The organism is Mucispirillum schaedleri ASF457, from assembly GCF_000487995.2.
GTDB classification, from domain to species: Bacteria; Chrysiogenota; Deferribacteres; order Deferribacterales; family Mucispirillaceae; genus Mucispirillum; species Mucispirillum schaedleri.
The window spans coordinates 491,388-514,311 of sequence record NZ_CP097562.1; the positions used below are offsets into that span (position 1 = coordinate 491,388).

Below are 22,924 nucleotides of genomic sequence, written 5' to 3' on the forward strand. Positions count from 1 at the left end.
TATAGCTGTATCTGCTGTTATACTTATACTTTTTATAATTATCGGCTCTATATTTTTTGATGCTCCACTTGAAGAAAAAGCTGAGCCTTATAATGCTCCAAATCCATCTAAATCTGCATGGTTTTTATTATGGACTCAGGAACTTGCATCTTATGGCAGCTGTTATATTTATATTATTGTATTTTTATTTATTTTTTATATGATAATGCCTTTCTTTGTTAAAAAAGCACCAGAATATGCTGTATGGTTTAATTCTGCTTATAAATGGATAAATATAATATCAGTTATTGTTTTATTTGCAATTCTTGCTTTAACAATAACTGCCTATTTTTTCAGGAAAGAATATTGGCTGTTAGGATTTTAATAATATTTATTTTAAGTTATAATATTTTATATGCTGCTGATAATAAATGTATATTATGCCATGAAAATGTGTGTAAAAATAAATCAGATAACTGCATAATGTGCCACAGGGGTAACAGCTCTACTTCTAGAAAAGATATTGCTCATTACAAACTGATTAAAGGAAAATATGCGTTATTTACTGATAAAAACAGCATAAAAACACAACAAGGTATAAAAATAATAGAAAATGCAGCCTGCATAAGATGCCATAATATTGGCAAAAGCGGTGCAGCTCTTGCTTCTGATTTAAACTCTGCTGTTAAAAGGCTCAGCACTAATGAAATAATAAAAGCTATAAAAGAGCCTGTTATAAATATGCCACTTTTCCAGTTTAATGATAAATATATGGAATCATTAATTACTGGTATTTATTATTATACCATACCAGAAAACAGTAAATCCATAACACAGATAGTCCACTTTCAAAATAATGAAGCTGGTAATAATATATTTCAAAAAAAATGTGGCACATGTCATAAAGCATTAACAAATACTGGTGCATTAGGCACATCAGAAGATGCCCCAAATTTAAGCGGACTTGCAAAAATATATCCAGATTATCTAAATAGAAACCACTGGAATAAAACTTTACTTGATAAATGGCTTACTAACCCTAGAAGCCTTAAAAAAAATGCTGTTATGCCAATAATAGAACTGACAGATAAAGAAAAAACTGCTGTTATTGATACACTAATAGAATAAATATATTAAGTAAAAATACTATTGATTAAAATTTTATTGCAATTTCCATTCTTATATTTATAATAATCTCTATTGAATTAAAGGTATTATATGTTACAGGCTGAAAATCTTACTATTAAATTAAAATCAGAAAAAGATGAATTTTTTATCCTGCGGGATTTTTCTATTCATTTAAATAAAGGCGAAATATTAGGGCTTGCTGGAGAATCAGGCTCTGGAAAAAGTGTTTTTGCAAAAAGTATATTAGGGCTGAATACTGCTCCTATATATAAAACTGGTGGCAGTATATTTGTTGAAAAAAAGTTATTAGAAAATGATACAGATTACAAATCTATAAGGGGTAAAAAAATATCCATGATATTTCAAAACCCCCAAAGCTCACTTAATCCTGTAATGACTATTGGTCAGCAGCTTATTGAAACTATTATGCTGCATAATAAGTCACTAAATAAAAAACAGTCAAAAGAAGAAGCTGTAAAACTTTTACAGGATGTGGAAATAGATTTAGCAGAAAGCAGGCTTGAAAGTTTTCCACATCAGTTATCTGGGGGAATGAACCAGAGAGTAATGATAGCTATGGCTCTTGCCAGTAATCCAGATATATTAATAGCTGATGAGCCTACTACTGCTCTTGATGTTACTATACAGGCTCAAATTATTAACTTAATAAAAAAACTAAATATTGAAAAAAAACTTTCTATTCTTTTTATTTCGCATGACCTTGCCCTGCTTGCTGCAGTATGTAATAAAATCGCTGTCCTTTATTCTGGAGAATTAATGGAGATAATTGAACCTGCACTATTAATCAATAATCAGGAAAAACACCCATATACTCATGCCTTAAAATTATGTATACCACAAACAGGCTCTAAAAATGAGCTGACAGCAATAAAAGGATTTATTGAAAAAAACAGCTTTTTATATAATGAAAAATGTATTTTTGCCGATAGGTGCAGTAACAGTATAGATATGTGCTTTAAAGAAAAACCTGTATTTAATAATAACTGTAAATGCCACAATCCACTGTAAATTTTAAATGGTGAAAGTATGAATCAATTAAAAAAACTTATAATTAATGCTGCTATGGAAAAATTTGACAAAATATATATACATGCTTTGCCACATAATAAACTTATAGTTGGAGAACGGGGACTTATTAATACAGAAAAAAATAATGGTATTGTGCTTGCAATAGGCTCATCATCATGCTCAGAGTTTAAAATGGAAGATGATTTTATATTTGCAAAACTTCGTTTCAATGGAGTGTGGGAAGATGTTTTTATCCCCTATGAAGCAGTAGATGCAGTATTAAATGATTTACATAAACCACTTTGCATTTTTAATTTCCCATATTATGAAGAAAATAATGAAAATGTAATGCGGATAAATAAATACACTGCTGTGCCAGATAAACAGACAGAAAAAAAACGGGCTGTTATAGTTAAGCCTGATTTTACTAAAAAATAATACTATTTAATAAAAGCAGCATCTATATAATCTGCACCATTATCTTCTGTTTCACCTATTTCATAAGCCAGCTTGTAAAAAAGAGAAAGCCCTTTCTTATGTTCATCTGTTATATCATATTTAATAGTATCCCAGTAGTCTGCAAGCTGCTCTATAGTATATCCCCTTTCTAAATATTTTGGAGACAGCACTGCAATATCTTTTGGAAAAAGAGAAGCATAATATGTAATATTATCTTTTAATGTATTAAAATAAGCATCATTAAGAGCTTGTTTATTAATGGTCCATAATGCAAAAACAAATGGCAGGTTTGTAAACTTATACCACTCTGCCCCTAAATCTATAATATATTTGCTGTCAGAGTTATAGTATGAAAATAAAGCTTTATCTCCTATTAATAATTTTGCATCTGCTGTATTTTCATCATCTACATATACTGGTTTAACATTATAAAACTTTTCTAATACTATTCTGCAAAGCACTGTTGATGTATTTGATTCTTTTGTAAAATATATTTTTCTGCCATCTAAATCTTCTGCTTTAAATTTGCTGTATATGTTTACACTTTTTACTGCCCCAATAGATGAAATACATATACGATTATGCACCATATAAAGATTATGTCTGCGGGCAAACTCTATGCTTGATACTGGTGATAAGTCTATTTCACCATTTCTCATTAATTTATTTAAATCAGCAGGAAAGCCTTTTATAAACTCTAAATTGTTATCCTGAAGTAAATAATGGAAAATAGGATATACATTTGCATAGTCCATAAAACCTATCTTTAACATTTTACACCTTAAAAAAATTTTCTATATACTATACCCTAAACATAAATAAAACAATAAAAAGATAATATTATCATAAATATTTATAAATTACTTATTCAGATATTAAAAAAAGCTAGATAAATATAAATAATTTGCTATAATAAAACAAGTATTAATTTTAGAGGTGATAAATGAGCAGTATCAGTAAAACTTTAAAAGATAATATGCACTCAGCAGGTATTATAAAAACAAATTTTTATAACTACTTTTATAAAGTATTTTATTCATATCCAGAAGCCAGTTTTATTGGCACAACAAGCCGCCTTATACCATATTTTGAAGAACTTAAAAAACATATTATGAATAATAATTACAGCACTTCTATTAATGTGTTAAAAAATTACAATGCCTATGAACAAAGTATAAAAGAAGAACAGATAGAAGATTTACTTGAACTTTTGCAGGATATATATCATGAATTATTTTTAGATAATATATATTCTATCCCATGCACTGCTTCAGGGTATATATCAAGCAGCGATATGCAGATTAGAGAAAAAGAAAAAGTTAAAAATATATATGAAATTAATAATTTTCTGCCACCAGAAGAAAATACTTATCCTTTAGACCATATAAGCATAGAAATGCTTTATATGCAGCAAATCAACGCACTTTTTGTTAAATTTTTAGAAGAAGAAAATAAAGATAAACTTTTGAATATTCTACAGGAACAGTATAATTTTTTGCAGGCTCATATTCTTACATGGATAAATGAGTTTACAGTATATCTAAAAGAGCAGATAACTCAACCAGAAAGCAACCTTTATTATGCAGTTTCTGGTATAATGAATGAATTTGTAAAATATGATAAAAAACTTACAGAAGAATTTTTAAATACTCTTAAATCACAGGAATAATATTTGGAGTGCCTATTCTTTCTGCAAGTATAGAAGTTTTACAGTAAAACTCTAACTGCTCCATAAGATAATAGGCACTATACACATCTTTTGCCCATGATACTGCACCATGATTTGCAAGCAGGCAGCCATTGCAGATTTTAACAAATGGCTCTATTGATTTAGCAAGTGCTTCTGTTCCCGGTCTTGCATATTTTGCAACAGGAAATAGACCTAATGACATAAATGCTTCTGGCATATAGCTCATATCTACCGCCCTGCCTGTAATTGCAAAAGCAGAAACAGTTACTGGGTGAGCATGGACAACTGCATTTACATCATCTCTCATTTTATATACTGTTGTATGCAGCAGATATTCAGAAGATGGCTTTTTACTGCCTTTGATTACATTTCCATCTAAATCTATCATAATAATATCTTCTTCTTTCATAAATCCTTTGCTTGTAAGAGTTGGTGTAATAAGCACTTTATTTTTATCAATTCTTATTGAAATATTGCCATCATTTGAAGCTACAAGCTCTCTTTGATACATTCTTCTTCCTATTTCACATATATCTGCTGCATAATTCATTATTATTTCCTGCCTTTATGTAATATATTTTCAAGGTTAATAACATAAGGTGGCTTAATAATGCCATATTCTGTAATAAAGCCAGTTATTAACTCATTTGGTGTTACATCAAATGCAGGGTTTAATACTTTCATATTATCTGGAGCAGTCTGCACACCACCAAAATGAGTAACTTCACTGCTGTCCCTTAGCTCTATTACTATATCATTACCTGTTAATGTCATATTATCAAAGGTAGATGAAGGACATGCTGCATAAAAAGGTATTTTAAAATAATTTGCAAGCACTGCCACATTCATTGTGCCTATTTTATTAGCTGTATCTCCATTTGCAGCCACCCTGTCACAGCCTACTATTACAACATCTATTAAACCTTTACTCATAGCATAAGCTGCCATATTATCACAGATTAATGTAACATCAACACCAGCTGTTTGTAATTCATAGCTTGTAAGCCTTGCTCCTTGTAAAAGCGGCCTTGTTTCATCTGCATATACTTTAAAAGTTTTGCCCTCATTTAATGCTGTATATATTGGTGAAAGTGCAGTTCCCAGTTCTGAAACAGCTAATGCTCCAGCGTTGCAGTGAGTAAGTATGCCAAAATTATCATAAATTAATTCTGCTCCATACCTGCCAATATTTGCACATATCTTTTTATCTTCATTATAAATATTTTCTGCTTCCCTTTCTAATTCATACCATAATTCATTACTAGAATTAAAAAAGCTGTTTTCTGCCCTTTGTATAATACGATTTACTGCCCATGATAAATTAACAGCAGTAGGTCTTGAAGAATTTAAATATTCACCTGTCTTTTTTAACTCCATAATAAATTTATCAACAGGCTCATTAATATACTTTTTTACAGATACAACTAAACCATAAGCACCAGCAATACCAATAGCAGGAGCACCACGGACTTTAAGCATTTTAATAGAATTATATATCTGCTCTGGTGTATGCTGTTCTTCATATATTTCATACATTGGTAGTTTTGTCTGGTCTAAAAATGAAAGTTTACCATCTTTATATATCACAGCTTTTGGAAGTTTATCTGTTACCATAAATACTCCTTTTTAAAAAAAATTTATATATTATACATAAAATTATTTATAAAAAACAAGATGTTTCATTTAAAAACTTGATTTTCCATCATATATTCTCTAATATACTACATATTTATAATATTCTGGTGAATATATGAAAAAATTTATTTTATTTTTTGCTGCTTTTCTGCTGATTTTATCCAGCACACTTTATGCTCAGCAAGGGCAGATGAAATCTGTTCAGCTTACAATAGGCACTGGAGATAAAAGCGGTGGTTTATATCCTATTGGTATATCTATTGGCAAAATATTAAATATTAATTCTAAAATACATAAACTGACCCCTGATGTTATAGCAACAGAAGGTGCTGTTTATAATATAGACAAAGTATTAAGTGGTGAATTAATGCTTGGTATTGTTGAAAATGATGTCCAGTATAGAGCATATAAAGGTCTTGGAGAATGGGAAAACGCACCTCAGTATGATTTACGCTCTATTATAAGCCTTGCACCAGAAATTATGCAGTTAATAGTCAGCGAACAATCTAAAATAAAAACATTAATGGATTTGCAGAATAAAAATATAAATATAGGTATAATTGGTGAAAATACATATTATAACAGCCAGTTAATTTTAAACTCTTACGGACTTGATAACTATACCGTAAATTATGACAACCAAAGCACAAGTTTAAAAGAAACTATTATAATGCTGCAGGACGGAAGATTAGACGGATTTTTTATAAACTCTATTTTGCCTTTGTATGCTATACAACAGCTTTCAGAAACAACTAAAATACGATTTGTAGATATTACTAATGCAAATAAATTATTAATACAATACCCTGATTATAAAATTACAGAAATTAATAAATCAGTTTATCCAAAAGCTAATAACCCTAACAGCACAAAAACATTAAGTGTTATGACATCTATTGTTACTTCCAGCAAAACATCAAACTATGCAGCCTATATAATAGCAAAAGAAATAGTTGAAAATCTGCATATATTAAAAACACTGCACCCATCTTTTAAAAACTTAGATATTAAAGAAATGCTTAAATATAATACTGCTCCAATTCACCCGGGAGCAATGCGGTATTATGTAGATAACGGGCTGTTAAATTAAAAATATTTTAATGTTGGCTCATCAAGCATAAGAAAGCCGTGCAAAATAACTGCTATATACTGGAATATACCATAATTTGGCACAGCTTCATATAATGCTTCACAAAAGCCTGAAATATAAGGCATAATATATGTATCTAAAAATAAAAGCTGAGATTTTGCATACTCTGAAACTGTTTCATGATTATCCTGTTTAGCTGTTTCTATTGACATATAGCTTAAAAATGACAGCATTTCATTTAATCCACCGCTTTTAAATTCAGGTTTATAGCCATATTTATTATAAACTTCATCAATATTTTCAGTATTTGGGAAAATAATACCAATAGAGCCTGCAGGATTTTTAAAAACAGATATAAACTCTTCTTTTAATTTTGCTTCAACCCATGACTTTTCTGCTTTTTGAGCATTTTGATACCACAATGCAAGCCCCTTAAACCCCTGCATTATCTCTTCCTGCTCATCAATTACTTCCACAGATTCTGTTAAATCATATAAATATTTACACAAATTATATATCATTTCCATATCTGCTGGTGCTGTAAAAATATCAGCTAAAAGACCATAAACACCTGCTCTACCTGCCATTAAAAGTTTTATGCTTTGAATATCTATCATATTAACTCCTTAATATAGTGTTTTATATCAAATTTATATTTATAAAACAATAGTTTTGCAAAATATTTTACAATTTTTCTTTATAAAATAAGATATATAAATTATTTTTCATAAAACATCTGCAATTATTCATTGATTTTTTCATACATTATGGTAAAGTGTTTCTTTGATTAATTATATTTTATTAAGGGTGAAAAATGAAAAAATTTATTATTTTAACTTTAATTGCTGTATCTGTGCTTGCAGCAGGCTGTAAAAAAGATACAAATTCAGCACAAAATACTACAGAAACCAATAATATTGCAAATCTTTTTATTGTAGGACTTGATGACAGCTTTCCGCCAATGGGTTTCCGTGATAATAATAATGAAATAGTTGGCTTTGATATTGATATGGCAAAAGAAGTTACAAAAAGATTAGGTATGGAGATTAAACTTCAGCCTATTGACTGGGCATCTAAAGAGCTGGAATTAAGCACTGGTAAAATTTCATGTATTTGGAATGGTTTAAGTGTAAGCCCTGCAAGAGAAGAAGCTATGACATTATCTAAACCATATCTTGCTAATAGAATGGTAATTATTACAAATCAAAATTCACCACTTAATGCAAAAGCGGATTTAGAAGGCAAAAAAGTAGGGCTTCAAACTGGCTCAACAGCTGTTGCAGCTTTAGAAAAAGACCCTGTTTCTGAAAAACTTACTCAAGTTACTTATGAAAATAATGTTCTTGCTTTAACTGACTTAAATATAGGCAGAATAGATGTTGTTGTTATGGATGAAGTTGTAGCACGATATATGATTTCTAAAAGTGCAAACTTATATAAAATATTAAATGATTCTTTTGATGAAGAATATTATGCGATTGCATTTAAAAAAGGCAATACAGAATTAAAAGATAAAGTAGAAAAAATATTAGCAGATATGGCAGCAGATGGCACATCTTCTGAAATATCTAAAAAATGGTTTGGCGAAGATATAGTGCTTAAATAATTATTAAAACACAAGGGTAAGAGGTTTTTAGTGGATAGCAATTACATTTTAAATATTACATTAACTATGATGCAAGGAGCTAAAACAACAGTTTTAGTTTTCTTTATAGTTATTATAACCTCTATACCCCTTGGTTTTTTTGTAACACTGCTTGGCAGGTCAAAATTTAGACCTATTGGCTGGCTTGTAAATATCTATATTACAATAATGCGTGGCACACCATTAATATTACAGCTTTTCTTTGTATATTTTGCCATGCCATATATCCCTTTAATTGGTCCATATATTACAATGGAAAGACTTCCTGCTGCATTAATAGCCTTTATATTAAACTATGCAGCATATTTTGCAGAAATATTCAGGGGTGGCTTAATGGCAATAGACAAAGGTCAGAATGAAGCTGCAAAAGTTTTAGGTCTTAATAAAATACAAACATTTATCTATGTTATTATACCACAAATGATAAGAGTAAGTCTTCCTGCATTAAGTAATGAATCTATTACATTAGTAAAAGATACATCACTTCTTACAGTTATAAGCATTGCAGAAATAAGCTATGTAGCAAAAACAGCAGTTACAAGAGATGCATCAGTATTTCCACTTGTTATTGCTGGAGCAATGTATCTTTTATTAATACTAATACTTACCATAATTTTAAGATTAATAGAAAAAAAATTCAGCTATGCGAGTAAATCACTATGAGCATAATAGAAGTATCTCATTTAAAAAAATCATTTGGCAGCCTTAATGTTTTAAAAGATGTATCTTTTACTGTTGAAGAAGGCGATGTTATAGCTATATTAGGCTCATCTGGAAGTGGCAAAAGCACCCTTTTACGCTGCTTGATTGATTTAGAAAAAATAGATGACGGCACAATTACTGTAGATGGCGAAATATTTGTAAAAAATGGTGTATATATGCCAAATAAAATAGTAAAAGAAGCCACTATGAAAATGGGAATGGTATTTCAGCATTTTAACCTTTTCCCACACATGACAGTTATTAAAAACTTAGAAAAACCAGCTAAAATTGTAAAAAAACTGGACAGCAGGGCTGTTAAAGAACAAAGTCATGCTTTGCTTAATAAAGTTGGTCTTTTAGATAAAGCAGAAATATATCCTGACCAGCTTTCTGGCGGTCAGAAACAGCGTGTAGCAATTGTAAGAGCATTAATGATGAATCCTGAAATTATGCTTTTTGATGAGCCGACTTCATCACTTGACCCAGAGATAACAAAAGAAGTATTACACACTATGAAACAGCTGGCAGAAGAAAAAATGACTATGCTTATAGTAACCCATGAGATAGGCTTTGCAAAAGAAGTTGCCAGTAAAATATTATTTATGTCTAATGGTAAAATTCTTGAAAGCGGCACACCTGATGAAATATTTAACAACCCTAAACATGAACGCACTAAACTATTTTTGAATAACAGTTTTTAATTATGAAAGATAAAGTTCCTTCTACTAATGCGATAAGATACTTAAATGAAAAAAAAATTCCATATAATCCTGTATTTTATAAATATGTAGAGCATGGTGGCACAAAAGTTTCTGCAAAAGAATTAGGAGTTAATGAACATAATGTTATTAAAACTCTTATTATGGAAAATGATAGAAAAGAATATTTTATAATTCTTATGCACGGGGATAAAGAAGTATCTCTTAAAAATATGGCAAGGTTTATGAATACAAAAACTGTGCAGCCATGTAAAGCAGAAGTGGCAAACCGACATTCTGGCTATCTTGTAGGCGGCACATCCCCTTTCGGCACTCGCACTAAAATGAAAGTTTATATTGAAAAAACTATTCTTAATTTAGATAAAATATATATAAATGGCGGCAGAAAAGGAATGCTTGTAGAAATAGACCCAAAAGTTCTGCCAGATATTCTTGACAGCCAGATTATTGAAGTAGGTATCTAATGGAATTTGGACTTATCCAAAAATTTTGTCATATAAGTTATTTTTAGCCTGATTTTTAAAAGCGAAAAATCTAAATTATATATTACAGTAATGCATAAAATATTTAAACTATCTAATTTTTAGATACTTCGCCTTTGGTTCAGTAAAACATAGTGATAACAGCGATATTATATAATAAACTTATATTTTTGGATAAATCTACATACATAAGTTATTATGCAAATTCACACACATTGTCATTATGAGTGTAGTGAATAATCTGTATATTATAAGTTTCAATAAATATAAATACTATTTCTAAAACTCTTGCAGTTTTTACATTCTAAATACCTCTCATTTTAGGCTAAGGACGAGCTGAAAGTGAGCGATATACGAACTCGTTTCGGCAGAGCGTGATTTAAAAATTCAATGGGAGTGTTTTTTTGCGACGCAAGCATTTCCCAACCAAATAGGAAGAAAGCAAAAATGCTTAGCTGGGCTGAATTTTTTAATATAAAATTATAAGATACTTCACGATATTTCAAGCTCAATATAACCTTATTATATCACTTTTTTATGTATTTTACATCATCTTGATAATTTGCAGGCACTTATTATAATAATTTCTAAAATATCACTAGATGTTTCTTATGCTTACAGCTGTATTTTCTTCCATATAAGCTGCTTATATAGCTTGTCTAAGTTTTTTTGATAAGTCTTATAATACTTATATAACCTTGTTTTATTCTTTATATTTTTCTTAACTTTATACTAAAAAAATATTGACTTATAAATAAAATAAGCATACTTTATTGCTATGATATTTTGAGGAGAGAATTATGCTTAAAAAAATCTTAATTTTACTGTCCATCTGTTTAATCGCATTCACTGCCTGCAAAAAACAGCAGACTACTGAACAAACAGAAAATAAAACAGATGCTTCATCAACTCCAGCTGTTACAGAAACAGTTACAGCAGCAGTTGTTACACCAGTAGTTAATGAGCTTATTACTATTAATGTCTTAGACAAACAGAATGATGCTCAATATACTACTGGCGAAAAAGCTAAATATTTAGCTGGCAGCCACATGACTGATAAAAATATTGCTATTTCATGTGCTGACTGCCATGGTGAAAGTGGATTACTTGATGATGCAGAAACACAAGTAAATGCTACTTGTATTTCATGCCATGGTGATTTAAAAGCAGTAGCTGCAATCACTAATAAAACAGAAATCAATCCACATGAATCTCACTTAGATAAAATTAACTGCACAGCATGCCATGGTGGTCATGAGCCTTCAGCAATTTACTGTAATAACTGCCACTCATTTTCTAACCAAATAAGCCATGTTGGAATTAAACCACTTCCTAAAAAATTAGATATTGCAGCTTATGATAATGCTTCATCTAATATTGTAGAAAATACTGATGTTCTTGTTATCGGTGCAGGTGGTTCAGGTTTTATTTCTGCATTAACTGCTCAGGAAAACGGTGCAAAAGTTATTTTAGTTGAAAAAATGCCTATTCCTGGCGGCAACTCTCAACTTGCTGCTGGTGGTATGAATGCAGCAGGCACTACTTACCAAAAAGAACAAAATATTCAAGATGATGCAGAAACAATGTTTCAAGATACTATGAAAGGCGGTAAAAACATTTCTAACCCAGATTTAGTTCATGTTCTTGCAAATAATTCTGCAGATTCTATGGCATGGCTCACTTCTATTGGTGCTAAATTAAATGCTGTAAACTTTGGCGGCGGTGCTACTAACAAAAGATTTCATGCTCCAATGGGTGGTGCAGCAGTAGGAAGTTATCTTGTAAATATCTATAAAGATACAGCAGATAAAAGCAATCTTGATGTAAGAGTAAACTCTCCTGCAGTTAGACTTTTAGTTGATGATAAAGGTGCTGTTTATGGTGCAGTTATTGATGGTCAACATAAAGGATTATATGAAATCCATGCAAAATCAGTTATATTAACTTCTGGCGGTTTCTCTGCAAATGCTGACAGAGTGACTTCTTATAAACCAAACTATAAAGGTATGACAACATCTAATCAGCCAGGTGCTACTGGTGACGGTCTTGATTTAGCAAAAGAAGCTAATGCATCATTTGTAGATATGGACCAAATCCAAATACATCCTTCAATTGCTGTAGGCAGCAGCACACTGATAACAGAAGCAGTTAGAGGTGTTGGTGCTATTATGGTAAACCATGAAGGTAATAGATTTTTTGATGAACTTTCTACTCGTGATAAAGTTTCTGCTGCTATATTAGAACAAAAAGGTCAAACAGCTTACTTAATATTAGATGACAATATCCGTAAAAGCTTAAAACAAATTGAAGGATATTTCCATTTAAACCTTGCAAAAGAAGCTGCTACATTAGATGAACTTGCAAAACTTATCAATGTTCCTGCAGAAAATTTGAAAGCAACTGTTGAAGAATATAATAAAGCAGTTGATACAAAACAAGATAAATACGGTAAAAAACCTGATACATTAGAGAAAAAAGTTTTAACTGGTCCATTTGTTGCAATAGAAATTGCCCCAGGTATCCACTATACTATGGGTGGTGTTCAAATCAACACTGATGCACAAGTTATAGATAATAACGGCAAACCTATACCTAACTTCTATGCTGCTGGTGAAGTAACTGGTGGCGTTCATGGAGCTAACAGGCTTGGTGGAAACTCTATTTCTGAAACAGTTACTTTTGGTAGAATAGCAGGTGCTCAAGCTGCTGCAAATGCTGCTTTAACTAAATAAATTATAAAATATTAACCATATCATAACTGGCTCCTGAAATTTTTTCAGGGGCTTTTTTTATCTCTTGTAAAATAAATATATTAGTATTATAAGCATATAATAATTATGAGGAAATATGAATAAAGAACTAACCGGACATTTAATCGCATTTGGAACTGTATTTATATGGGGCATAACTTTTGTATCTACAAAAATACTGCTTACATCTTTCACTCCTGCAGAAATTCTTTTTATAAGATTTTCACTTGGGTTTGCAGCACTGTTTATTATATATCCAAAATTTGCTCCAGTCTATAATATTAAAAATGAGCTGCTTTTTATTCTTGCAGGACTTTTTGGCATATTTTTATATCTTATTCTTGAAAATACTGCTCTTTCATATACTCTTGCATCTAATGTTGGTTTATTAGTATCTATTTCCCCGTTTATTTCTGCTTTATTGGCATATCTTTTTTTAAAAGATGAAAAATTAAAACCTTTCTTTTTCCTAGGTATAGTTTTAGCTTTATGCGGGACAGCTATGATTATATTTAATGAAACTATTGTGCTGGAACTTAATCCAATAGGTGATATTTTGGCACTATTTGCAGCTGCTTCCTGGGCAGTTTATTCTCTTTTTGTAAAAAAAATAAGTTTTTTAAATATTCATCCAATACAGTCTACAAGAAAAATTTTTTTTTATGGTCTGCTTTTTACCCTTCCATATCTATTATGGACAGGAATAAAAGCAGATATGAAAGCATTTATAATACCCAGCAATATTTTAAACCTTATGTTTTTAGGCTTTGGGGCATCTGCATTATGTTTTGTAACATGGTCTCAGGCAGTCAGAATTCTAGGAACAGTCAAAACAAGTATTTATATTTATTTCATACCTGTTATGACTGTTATATCTTCAATTATCATATTAGATGAAAAATTAACACTATACTCTTTTGCTGGTATAATACTTATTATTTTAGGGCTTATTATATCAGATAAAAAATAAATTACCCTAATGCAATATCTAAAAATGTCATAAGTAAAAAACCAGACATAGAGCCAATTGTTGCTCCATGAGAATGTTCTTCTGATTGTGATTCTGGTATAAGTTCTTCCACAACAACATATATCATTGCACCTGCTGCAAATGATAATGTATAAGGCAGAAGATATGCCATATTCATAGCAAAATAAGCACCTAATAAAGCAGCAACAGGCTCAACTGCACCTGAAAGCTGACCTATCATAAAACTTTTTCTGCGGGAATATCCTTCTTTTCTTAAAGGTATTGAAACAGCTGCACCTTCTGGAAGATTTTGAATACCTATACCTAATGCAACAACTATTGCAGCAGCAAATGTTACCCCTTCATTTGCCATAGCACCAAAGGCAACACCAACTGCAAACCCTTCTGGAATATTATGCAGAGTAATTGCAAAAACCAGCAGTATACTTTTTCTTAAATTAGAAGGCATACCCTCAGGACTGCCATCTTTTGAATTAGGGTGTAAATGTGGCAGCACTTTATCCATAAGTATAAGAAATGCACCACCTGCTGCAAAACCAATAATTACAGGCATCCATTCAACCATATTCTCTTCTTTTGCAATTTCTGTTGCAGGAAGTAATAATGACCAAAATGATGCTGCAACCATCACACCTGCTGCAAAGCCAAGCATAATGTTTAATATATTTTTATTTATTTCTTTGAATAAAAATACTAATGCAGCACCAGCTGAAGTCATAACCCATGTAAAAAGTCCTGCCATAAAAGCTAATAATAAAGGATTTAATGTATCACTCATAACCTAACCTATTTTAATATATCAGGGGAAATATACCATATACCCGTAGAAATTGCTGCAAGAGAAACTATCGTAATAATTATCCACAAAATAACAGATACAAGCAGAGAGCGAACTCCTACTTTTCTTAATTCTTCCATAGTAAGACCTGCACCAACTAAAAATAAAGTGCCAGTCATTAAGTGCCTGCCTGCAGTTGATAAAGAATGCCACATATCATTGCCAGCAGGAAAAAGAGTAGTAATAAGTCCTGCAAGTAAAAAGCCTGCTAAAAACCATTGAAAAGGCGGCTTAGTTTCTGATTTATTAAATCTTGCTGCACCAAAAGCCAGTGGAAATATCCATAAAGCTCTGGTTAATTTAACAGTAACAGCAATACCTGCAGCAACTGCACCATACTGAGCAGCAGCACCTACCACACTTGATGTATCATGAATAGATATAGCTGCCCATAATCCAAAAGAAGCTTCATCCATACCTAAAAGATGACCAAGTGGTGGAAATATTATAAGCCCCAGAGCATTTAATAAAAACACAACAGCCATTGCAACTGCTGTCTGCCCTTGAGTTGCATTTATTGCAGGAGACATAGCTGCAATAGCACTGCCGCCGCATATGGCTGTGCCGCTTGTTAATAATATAGATAAATTTCTCTCAATATGAAAAAATCTGCCAAGCAAAAGCCCTGCAATCATTGTTATGGCAATACTTGTAAAAGTTATACCTATTGAAGCAAAGCCTACTTTTAAAATAACACCTATCTGCATACCAAAGCCAAGCAGTATAACAGAAATCTGCAGCAGATTTTTAGATATTTTACCTGTAATATTCTTCAAAGGATTGCCAAAAACAAGTGCTATTGCAATACCTATTATAAGTCCAATAGCTGGAAAATCTGTTGTTATAGATAATATTAATGCAGCTGCAAACCAAAATGTCTTATATGATAATAGTTTTTGCATAATTATCCTCTTTTATTGATTTCCTGCAGGCTCCTTAATCTGCTTACAGCTTTTTGCGCTGCTTTTATACCGCTTGCAGCTGCAATCGCAGCATCTATTGTTGTAACATAAGGGATACCATATTTTACAGCACTTTTTCTAATTAATGCACCATCACTTTTTAATGATTTGTTTCCCGGAGTATCAATAATTAAATTAAGCTCACCATTTATAATTAAATCTGTAATATTTGGCCTGCCTTCGCTTTCCTTAAATATAAATTCTGATTTAACATTATTTTCCTGTAAAAATGTATGAGTGCCTTTTGTAGCTACAATTTTAAACCCTGTTTCTTCTAAAATTTTAGCAGTTTCTAAAAGTTTATCATCTTTTTTATCACATGAAAGCAGAACTGTTCCTTTTAAAGGCATATAAAGCCCTGCTGATTCTTCTGCTTTATAATAAGCATAATCAAAAGTATCTGCAATCCCCATAACTTCACCAGTTGATTTCATTTCAGGTCCTAAAACTGGGTCTGTATTAGGGAATTTATTAAATGGAAGAACAGCTTGTTTTACTGCATAAAAATCAAATTCTGGTGTTTTAAGGTTAAAAGATGCAAGGCTTCTGCCTTCCATTAATAATGTTGCAATTTTAGCCATTGGAATGCCAGATACTTTTGAAACAATAGGCACAGTTCTTGATGCCCTAGGGTTTGCTTCTAGCACATATATAACATTATTTTCAACAGCAAACTGCACATTGATTAAGCCTATAACTCCAAGTTCTACAGCTATTTTTTCCATATAACTTTTTATTGTTTCCTGCTGTTTCTCTGTTAAACGGACTGGTGGAATAACACATGCAGAATCACCAGAGTGAACACCTGCTAGTTCTATATGTTCCATAACAGCAGGCACAAATGCTTCTTTACCGTCACAAAGTGCATCTGCTTCACATTCAAGAGCATTGTTTAAAAATCTGTCTATAAGAAGTGGCTTACTGCTGCTTACTTCTATATCCTGAGCTAAATATTCTTTTAATTCACTTTCATTATTGATTATAGCCATACCCCTGCCGCCAAGCACATAAGATGGGCGAATAATTACAGGATAGCCTATTTTTGCAGCAACACTTTCAACATTAGCAATATCAGATACAGTGTCAGCCTCAGGCATTTTAATATTTAATTTATCCATAAGTCTTGCAAAAAGTTCCCTGTCTTCAACAGATGCAATTACTTCTGGTTTAGTGCCAAGCATATTAACACCTGCTGATTCAAGTTTTTTAGCAATATTTAATGGAGTCTGACCACCAAACTGAACAATGGCACCTTCTGGTTTCTCATAGTTATATATTTCTATAACATCTTCCACTGTTAATGGCTCAAAATAAAGCCTGTCTGATGTATCATAATCAGTTGATACTGTTTCCGGATTACAGTTAACAATAATAGTTTCATACCCTGCTTCTTTCATAGCAAATGCAGCATGAACAGAACAGTAATCAAACTCAATACCCTGACCAATTCTGTTTGGACCGCTTCCAAGCACCATAACTTTCTTTTTATCATTTGATACTTGTGCAGTTGATGATGTATCTTCTCTATTATATGTAGAATAATAATAACATGCACTTGAAAAACCAGTTTTTTCATCTTTTGGAACACCTGATACACCAATAGGTAAAAATACAGGTCTTATACCCATATCATGACGGCGTTCTCTAACTGTTTTTTCTTTAGTTTTTAACAGGTCTGCAATATATTTATCTGAAAAGCCGTATTGTTTAGCTTTGTATAATACATTATCAGGTAGAGAAACAATAGTATAAGATGAAATTGTATTTTCCATATCAACAATTGCCTGCATTTCTTCAAGGAAATAGTGCTTGATTTTTGTAATATTGTGAAGCTCATCTATTGTCATGCCTTTTTTCATAGCTTCATACATTATCCACTGCCTTTGGCTTGATGGACAGTATAAAAGGCTTCTTAATTCATCTAAACTCTTGCTTTTATATTCTTTTAAGTTGCCTAAACCAAACCTGCCATTTTCAAGAGAACGGATAGCTTTTAAAAATGCTTCTTTATAAGTAGAGCCTATACTCATTACTTCGCCAACTGCTTTCATTTGAGTGCCAAGCACATCTTCTTCCTGTGGAAATTTTTCAAATGCCCAGCGAGCAAATTTTATAACAATATAGTCACCATTAGGTTTATATTTATCAAGTGTGCCAAATTTGTAGTGTGGTATTTCATCAAGCGTAAGTCCTGCTGCAAGTTTTGCTGAAATATATGCAATAGGAAACCCTGTTGCTTTAGATGCAAGAGCTGAAGAACGGGAAGTTCTTGGATTTATTTCAATAATAACTATCCTGTCTGTTTTTGGATCATGAGCAAACTGCACATTTGTTCCGCCAGTAACACCTACATTATGGGCAATATCCCATGCATGTTTTTGCAGACGGTTTTGCACATCTTCACTGATTGTAAGCATAGGTGCTGCACAAAAGCTGTCTCCAGTATGCACACCCATTGGGTCTATATTTTCAATAAAACATACTGTAATTATCTGCCCTTTGCTGTCTCTTACAATTTCAAGCTCCAGCTCTTCCCAGCCTGCAACACTTTCTTCTATTAATACTTGATTAATCATAGAAGCTGCAATACCGTTAGATGCAATTTTTCTTAACTCTGTGGCATTATATACTAACCCGCCACCTGTTCCGCCAAGAGTATAAGCTGGGCGGACAACAACAGGATATCCTAAATCATTTGCAATTTTTTCTGCTTCTTCAACAGTATATGCAGGAATACTTTTAGGCATATCAACACCAATTTTTTCCATAGTTTCCTTAAAAATAATCCTATCTTCACCTCGTTCTATTGCTTCAAGGTTAATACCAATAACTTCCAAATTATACTTATCTAAAATACCGGCTTTAGAAAGCTCCATTGTTAAGTTTAAGCCTGTCTGCCCGCCAAGGCTTGGAAGAAGAGAATCTGGCCTTTCTTTTTCAATAATAGCTTCAAGTCTTTTTACATTTAAAGGCTCTATATATGTAATATCTGCTGTATCTGGGTCTGTCATAATAGTAGCAGGGTTTGAATTTACAAGCACTACTTCATAACCAAGTTCTTTTAATGCTTTACAAGCCTGAGTACCAGAATAATCAAACTCGCAGGCCTGACCTATTACAATAGGACCTGAACCAATAATTAATACTTTTTTAATATCTTCCCTTTTAGGCATACTTAAACTCCAATATTTTATTTTAAACAATATACTTTACTATTTAGCTTTATCTTTGTAAAGCAATATTATAAAACAACTGATATACTTTTGTGATAATCTGTAAAAAGTATTATTATATCAGGCTTTTAGTATGATGTAATAAAAAAAATTTATTTTTTTGGTAAATTCTAAAAACGATTGCGAAAAAGTGAATAAATAAAAAAGTGGTTGTTAAAACTCTTTAAATAAAATAATATTTTTTAGCCAAAAAATAGAGTAAGAGAGGTAACAACCACAAATGGATACTACACCAAAAAATCGTAAAAATAAACACTTAAATGCATTTGAGTGTTATAAATTAGAAGGTCTGTTGAAATCCAAAGTTAGTGTGTTGGAAATAGCGTAGATATTATGCAGGTCTAAAAGCACGATATACCGAGAAATAAAGCGAGGGACAGTGGAATTTCTCAACAGTGACTTGAGTGTAAGGAAAGAATATAGTGCATACTATTCTCTAAATATAAGGCAAGGTTTAATGAGTAAAACAGGTAGGAAATTACAATATAACATTGAATATGGCTTATTAGACTATATACAGAGTAAGTTAGATGAGAAGTATTCCCCAGATGTTATATCTGGAGAGTTAAGGCATCAGTGTATATCAACAATAAGTACCCAAACAATATATAACTATATATCATTAGGACTATTAGAAAGTATAGAATATAGAAAATATACTAAACAATGTAAAAGTAATCCACGAACAGCCTATAATAATACACGCGGCAGAAGTATAGACGAACGACCATTTGAACTGAAAGAGCGACTATATGGCAATTGGGAGATGGATACAGTGGTGGGCAAACAAGGCAGTAAATCAGCCTTACTGGTGCTTACAGAACGAGTATCACGGTTTGAAATAATAATCAAATTAAGAAATAAAACACAGAAAAGTATAATAGCAGCATTAGATAAGTTAGAAAGAAAGTATAAAGATAAATTCAGCTTAATATTTAAGAGCATAACAGTAGATAATGGTGTAGAATTTTTAGATATGGCAGGTTTAGAAAAATCAGTGTATGATAAAGTATCTAAACGAACAACTATTTATTATGCTCACCCTTATTGCTCTTGGGAGAGGGGAAGTAATGAGAATAATAATAAACTTATAAGGAAATTTATTAAAAAGAAAACTGATATTAAAAACTTTTCAGCTGCTTATATTAAAAAAATACAAGACTGGATGAATAATTATCCTAGAAAATTATTTAATTATAAATCGGCTAATGATATATTTTATGAGAACTTAAACAACTGCTTAAAATGTTGCAATCGTTTTTAGATTTTACAAAATTTATTTTTTTTAAAAAAATACTTGACTAAAAATAAAATATATGGTTATATTCTCAAACCTAATAAAAACAGGTAATGCCCAGATAGCTCAGTCGGTAGAGCAGAGGACTGAAAATCCTCGTGTCGATGGTTCGATTCCGTCTCTGGGCACTTCTTTTATACCTGGTTGATAGTTTACTATTAATACAGGGTTATTATTAGCTAGAAGCAATTTTATAAATTTCTTCGCAAATTTTTATAACTTCCTAGCTTCTAGTTGTAGATTTTACCGCCTATTATTTAATAGGCGGTATATTCAACACTACAATTTATCGTTTATCTCTTTTGGTGGTGCTATATGGTAACCGCTGAAAGACGCCAAAAGCAAATCCGCTTTCACAATGCAGATTTATATAATTCTATACAAATCCCAGTGCGTGATTATTTACTGGAATTGACGAAAGATTTAGAACTTGCTGTCCTGCTTAATCAAATGATATTTTCTAAAAAAGAATATATGACATTGAATGACATAAAACGGCTGTCATTAAATGAGAAAACAAAACAGACAATAAGGGTTAAGCTGGAGCAGCTTATAGAACTTGGTTTAATCAAAAAGTATAAAAACAATAAGATTATCTATAATCAAGATTTATATACAGTTTCTGACAGCCTGACATCTGCACCAGAAGAAAATAATAAAATATTAGGTATAATAGAAGGGCAGGATTTAAACTATGAATTCCATTACTTAATGGCAATGATTATAAATAAATTTAGAACTTATGTATTAAGTGGCATAAATGAGATTACTATATCAGTATATCAGTTAAAAATAATGCTGGGTGTAAATAATTCTGAAACATCTATCCGCAATGTTTTAAATCAGCTTGAAGAAGATAACTATATAACAATTGAAAGCAGTAATAATATAAATACATATATTATTAATACAGATAAAATCATAACTAATTACAGCCTTGAAGATATAAATAAATATACTGATGAGCTAGTAAAATATTATGAAGAATATTTAAAACGGATGGCATATTATATATACAAGCATAAAACAGATAAATATAATATAGACTGGCACATTAACTACTCACTAACCAATTTTAAAAATATCATAAAAAAAATGTTTGAAGCAGGCACAGCAGATTATTATATATTAAAGCAAATAATCATATATTTAATCCATAATATAGATTTAGAAAAATATACAAATCCAAGAGCAATAAAAAAAGAATATAAAGAGCTTGCGGATTTGTCAAAAAACTTATCTAAAAGAAAGGCTAAAAGGTTTATATATAAATTTCAAAATAACTTACTTAATGAAGAAAGCAGTAAGGTATTAAATAAAATTTACTGGGAAGAAGCAGAGAAATATATAAATAAACACAAGGGTACATTAAGTAAATATTATTTTGAAAGCAGGGCAGGAGTAAATTATATTGAATTGGAAGACTATTATCAGGAAGCATTGTATATTATATATAAAATTTTAAAAAAATACAATATTACTGATATGACAGATAATGAAAAATTTAGCATAGATAGTCTATATAGTGAACTATTGTATAAATTAAAAGATTATATGTATTATAAAAGGGATAATATAAAAACACATAAGCAGCAAGATATCGCACCAGATAAAAGAGATTATAGTATCTGTATTACATCAATTAGTGATGAATATAGTTATTTGAACATAATAAATAACTATACTACAGATGCTTTATGTAGTAATTTTCTTATTAAAGAAAATACAGAGCTGGAACAGATAGATATAGAATATGATACAAATACAGGCATAAATAAACTTTTCAATGTATTAGATGAAAGAAGCATATTAATAATAAAAAAATATACTGGTTATGATAGTCATCGTCTAACATTTAAAGAAATAGGGGAAAAGTTAGGCATAACAGAAAGTATTACAGCAAGAATATATAAAAGAGCTATCCAGCAATTACGGCAGCACTTCCCGCCCGATAAAGAGCAGGAATTAAGGCAGTTGATTTTTAAGACTTAACCGCTGATGAAACACCAAACAGCATAACCAGAATAACCAAAACATCCCAAACAATATAATACTATCTACTCTTAAATTAATCAAAAATAACGATATACCAGGAAAATTTAAATTATAAATTTTATTCCTGGTGTATTATGTAAAAATTGTGTAGAAAGCTGGCACCAAAGAAAGAAAATAATTTTTTATTTGGTGTTTTTTTATATCAGCAGTTCGCAAAAATTCATACACTACTCGCAATTTTTAATACACTCTATATAAAGAATATATAAATAAAAAGGTATTATATATTTATTATATTAT

At 31.0% G+C, this 22,924-nt stretch carries 20 protein-coding genes and 1 tRNA gene; 14 read left to right on the forward strand and 7 right to left on the reverse strand.

The window, feature by feature from the left end; translation table 11 throughout:
- Positions 1–345 precede the first annotated feature (345 nt).
- From extS to N508_RS02395, 3 genes are all read left to right on the forward strand, one after another.
- Complete coding sequence (extS, locus tag N508_RS02385) at positions 346–1,107, forward strand: selenite/tellurite reduction operon c-type cytochrome lipoprotein ExtS (RefSeq protein ID WP_023276487.1); 762 nt, start codon at positions 346–348, stop codon at positions 1,105–1,107.
- A gap of 90 nt (positions 1,108–1,197) precedes the next feature.
- Positions 1,198–2,136 carry an ABC transporter ATP-binding protein gene (locus tag N508_RS02390; protein ID WP_023276488.1) on the forward strand — a complete coding sequence of 313 codons (939 nt, stop codon included), beginning with the start codon at positions 1,198–1,200 and terminating at the stop codon, positions 2,134–2,136.
- 18 nt (positions 2,137–2,154) lie between these two features.
- The gene (locus N508_RS02395) at positions 2,155–2,574 is read left to right on the forward strand and encodes a ClpXP protease specificity-enhancing factor SspB (RefSeq protein WP_023276489.1); all 420 of its coding nucleotides are present in this window, start codon (positions 2,155–2,157) and stop codon (positions 2,572–2,574) included.
- A 2-nt stretch (positions 2,575–2,576) separates the two neighbouring features.
- Here N508_RS02395 and N508_RS02400 read toward each other — a convergent pair whose 3' ends face one another.
- Positions 2,577–3,368: a menaquinone biosynthetic enzyme MqnA/MqnD family protein gene (locus tag N508_RS02400; protein ID WP_023276490.1), complete on the reverse strand. Its 792-nt coding sequence runs from the start codon at positions 3,366–3,368 to the stop codon at positions 2,577–2,579.
- A 170-nt stretch (positions 3,369–3,538) separates the two neighbouring features.
- On the opposite strand from N508_RS02400, the gene N508_RS02405 reads away from it, so the two are divergent.
- Complete coding sequence (locus N508_RS02405; RefSeq protein ID WP_023276491.1) at positions 3,539–4,264, forward strand: TorD/DmsD family molecular chaperone; 726 nt, start codon at positions 3,539–3,541, stop codon at positions 4,262–4,264.
- Here the strand turns inward: N508_RS02405 and N508_RS02410 are convergent.
- Positions 4,248–4,835 carry a class II aldolase/adducin family protein gene (locus tag N508_RS02410; RefSeq protein WP_023276492.1) on the reverse strand — a complete coding sequence of 196 codons (588 nt, stop codon included), beginning with the start codon at positions 4,833–4,835 and terminating at the stop codon, positions 4,248–4,250. The two genes, N508_RS02405 and N508_RS02410, sit on opposite strands and share 17 nt — an antisense overlap.
- Positions 4,836–4,837: 2 nt before the next feature.
- A complete protein-coding gene (gene mtnA, locus N508_RS02415) occupies positions 4,838–5,899 on the reverse strand; it encodes an S-methyl-5-thioribose-1-phosphate isomerase (RefSeq protein ID WP_023276493.1) in 1,062 nt (353 codons plus the stop codon).
- A gap of 136 nt (positions 5,900–6,035) precedes the next feature.
- On the opposite strand from mtnA, the gene N508_RS02420 reads away from it, so the two are divergent.
- Positions 6,036–7,010, forward strand: coding sequence for a TAXI family TRAP transporter solute-binding subunit (locus tag N508_RS02420; RefSeq protein ID WP_023276494.1), 975 nt, complete (start codon positions 6,036–6,038; stop codon positions 7,008–7,010).
- Here the strand turns inward: N508_RS02420 and N508_RS02425 are convergent.
- A complete protein-coding gene (locus N508_RS02425) occupies positions 7,007–7,627 on the reverse strand; it encodes a molecular chaperone TorD family protein (RefSeq protein WP_023276495.1) in 621 nt (206 codons plus the stop codon). The two genes, N508_RS02420 and N508_RS02425, sit on opposite strands and share 4 nt — an antisense overlap.
- 197 nt (positions 7,628–7,824) lie before the next feature.
- On the opposite strand from N508_RS02425, the gene N508_RS02430 reads away from it, so the two are divergent.
- From N508_RS02430 to N508_RS02455, 6 genes are all read left to right on the forward strand, one after another.
- Positions 7,825–8,616, forward strand: a complete 792-nt coding sequence (locus N508_RS02430) for an amino acid ABC transporter substrate-binding protein (protein WP_023276496.1) — start codon at positions 7,825–7,827, stop codon at positions 8,614–8,616.
- A 30-nt stretch (positions 8,617–8,646) separates the two neighbouring features.
- A complete protein-coding gene (locus N508_RS02435; protein ID WP_023276497.1) occupies positions 8,647–9,318 on the forward strand; it encodes an amino acid ABC transporter permease in 672 nt (223 codons plus the stop codon).
- The gene (locus N508_RS02440) at positions 9,315–10,058 is read left to right on the forward strand and encodes an amino acid ABC transporter ATP-binding protein (protein WP_023276498.1); all 744 of its coding nucleotides are present in this window, start codon (positions 9,315–9,317) and stop codon (positions 10,056–10,058) included. The genes N508_RS02435 and N508_RS02440 overlap by 4 nt, the downstream gene beginning before the upstream one ends.
- A 2-nt stretch (positions 10,059–10,060) precedes the next feature.
- On the forward strand, positions 10,061–10,540 hold the full coding sequence (gene ybaK / locus N508_RS02445; RefSeq protein WP_023276499.1) for a Cys-tRNA(Pro) deacylase: 480 nt from the start codon (positions 10,061–10,063) through the stop codon (positions 10,538–10,540).
- Positions 10,541–11,358: 818 nt separating this feature from the next.
- Positions 11,359–13,290, forward strand: coding sequence for a flavocytochrome c (locus tag N508_RS02450; protein ID WP_023276500.1), 1,932 nt, complete (start codon positions 11,359–11,361; stop codon positions 13,288–13,290).
- Between the two features lie 115 nt (positions 13,291–13,405).
- Positions 13,406–14,278: a DMT family transporter gene (locus N508_RS02455; protein ID WP_023276501.1), complete on the forward strand. Its 873-nt coding sequence runs from the start codon at positions 13,406–13,408 to the stop codon at positions 14,276–14,278.
- A gap of 1 nt (position 14,279) precedes the next feature.
- On the opposite strand, the gene N508_RS02460 is transcribed toward N508_RS02455, so the two are convergent.
- From N508_RS02460 to carB, 3 genes are read right to left on the reverse strand one after another with little or no spacing between them, the layout of a single operon-like run.
- Positions 14,280–15,077 (reverse strand): ZIP family metal transporter, encoded by a 798-nt coding sequence (locus N508_RS02460; RefSeq protein ID WP_023276502.1) that lies wholly within the window; start codon positions 15,075–15,077, stop codon positions 14,280–14,282.
- An 8-nt stretch (positions 15,078–15,085) separates the two neighbouring features.
- Positions 15,086–16,039 carry a YeiH family protein gene (locus N508_RS02465; RefSeq protein WP_023276503.1) on the reverse strand — a complete coding sequence of 318 codons (954 nt, stop codon included), beginning with the start codon at positions 16,037–16,039 and terminating at the stop codon, positions 15,086–15,088.
- A gap of 2 nt (positions 16,040–16,041) precedes the next feature.
- Positions 16,042–19,272: a carbamoyl-phosphate synthase large subunit gene (gene carB, locus N508_RS02470; RefSeq protein ID WP_023276504.1), complete on the reverse strand. Its 3,231-nt coding sequence runs from the start codon at positions 19,270–19,272 to the stop codon at positions 16,042–16,044.
- A gap of 439 nt (positions 19,273–19,711) precedes the next feature.
- On the opposite strand from carB, the gene N508_RS02475 reads away from it, so the two are divergent.
- From N508_RS02475 to N508_RS02485, 3 genes are all read left to right on the forward strand, one after another.
- Positions 19,712–20,596: an IS30 family transposase gene (locus tag N508_RS02475; RefSeq protein WP_179077821.1), complete on the forward strand. Its 885-nt coding sequence runs from the start codon at positions 19,712–19,714 to the stop codon at positions 20,594–20,596.
- 88 nt (positions 20,597–20,684) lie between these two features.
- A tRNA-Phe gene (locus N508_RS02480) sits at positions 20,685–20,757 on the forward strand.
- Positions 20,758–20,944: 187 nt separating this feature from the next.
- Positions 20,945–22,621, forward strand: a complete 1,677-nt coding sequence (locus N508_RS02485; RefSeq protein ID WP_023276505.1) for a sigma factor-like helix-turn-helix DNA-binding protein — start codon at positions 20,945–20,947, stop codon at positions 22,619–22,621.
- The last annotated feature ends 303 nt before the right edge of the window (positions 22,622–22,924 follow it).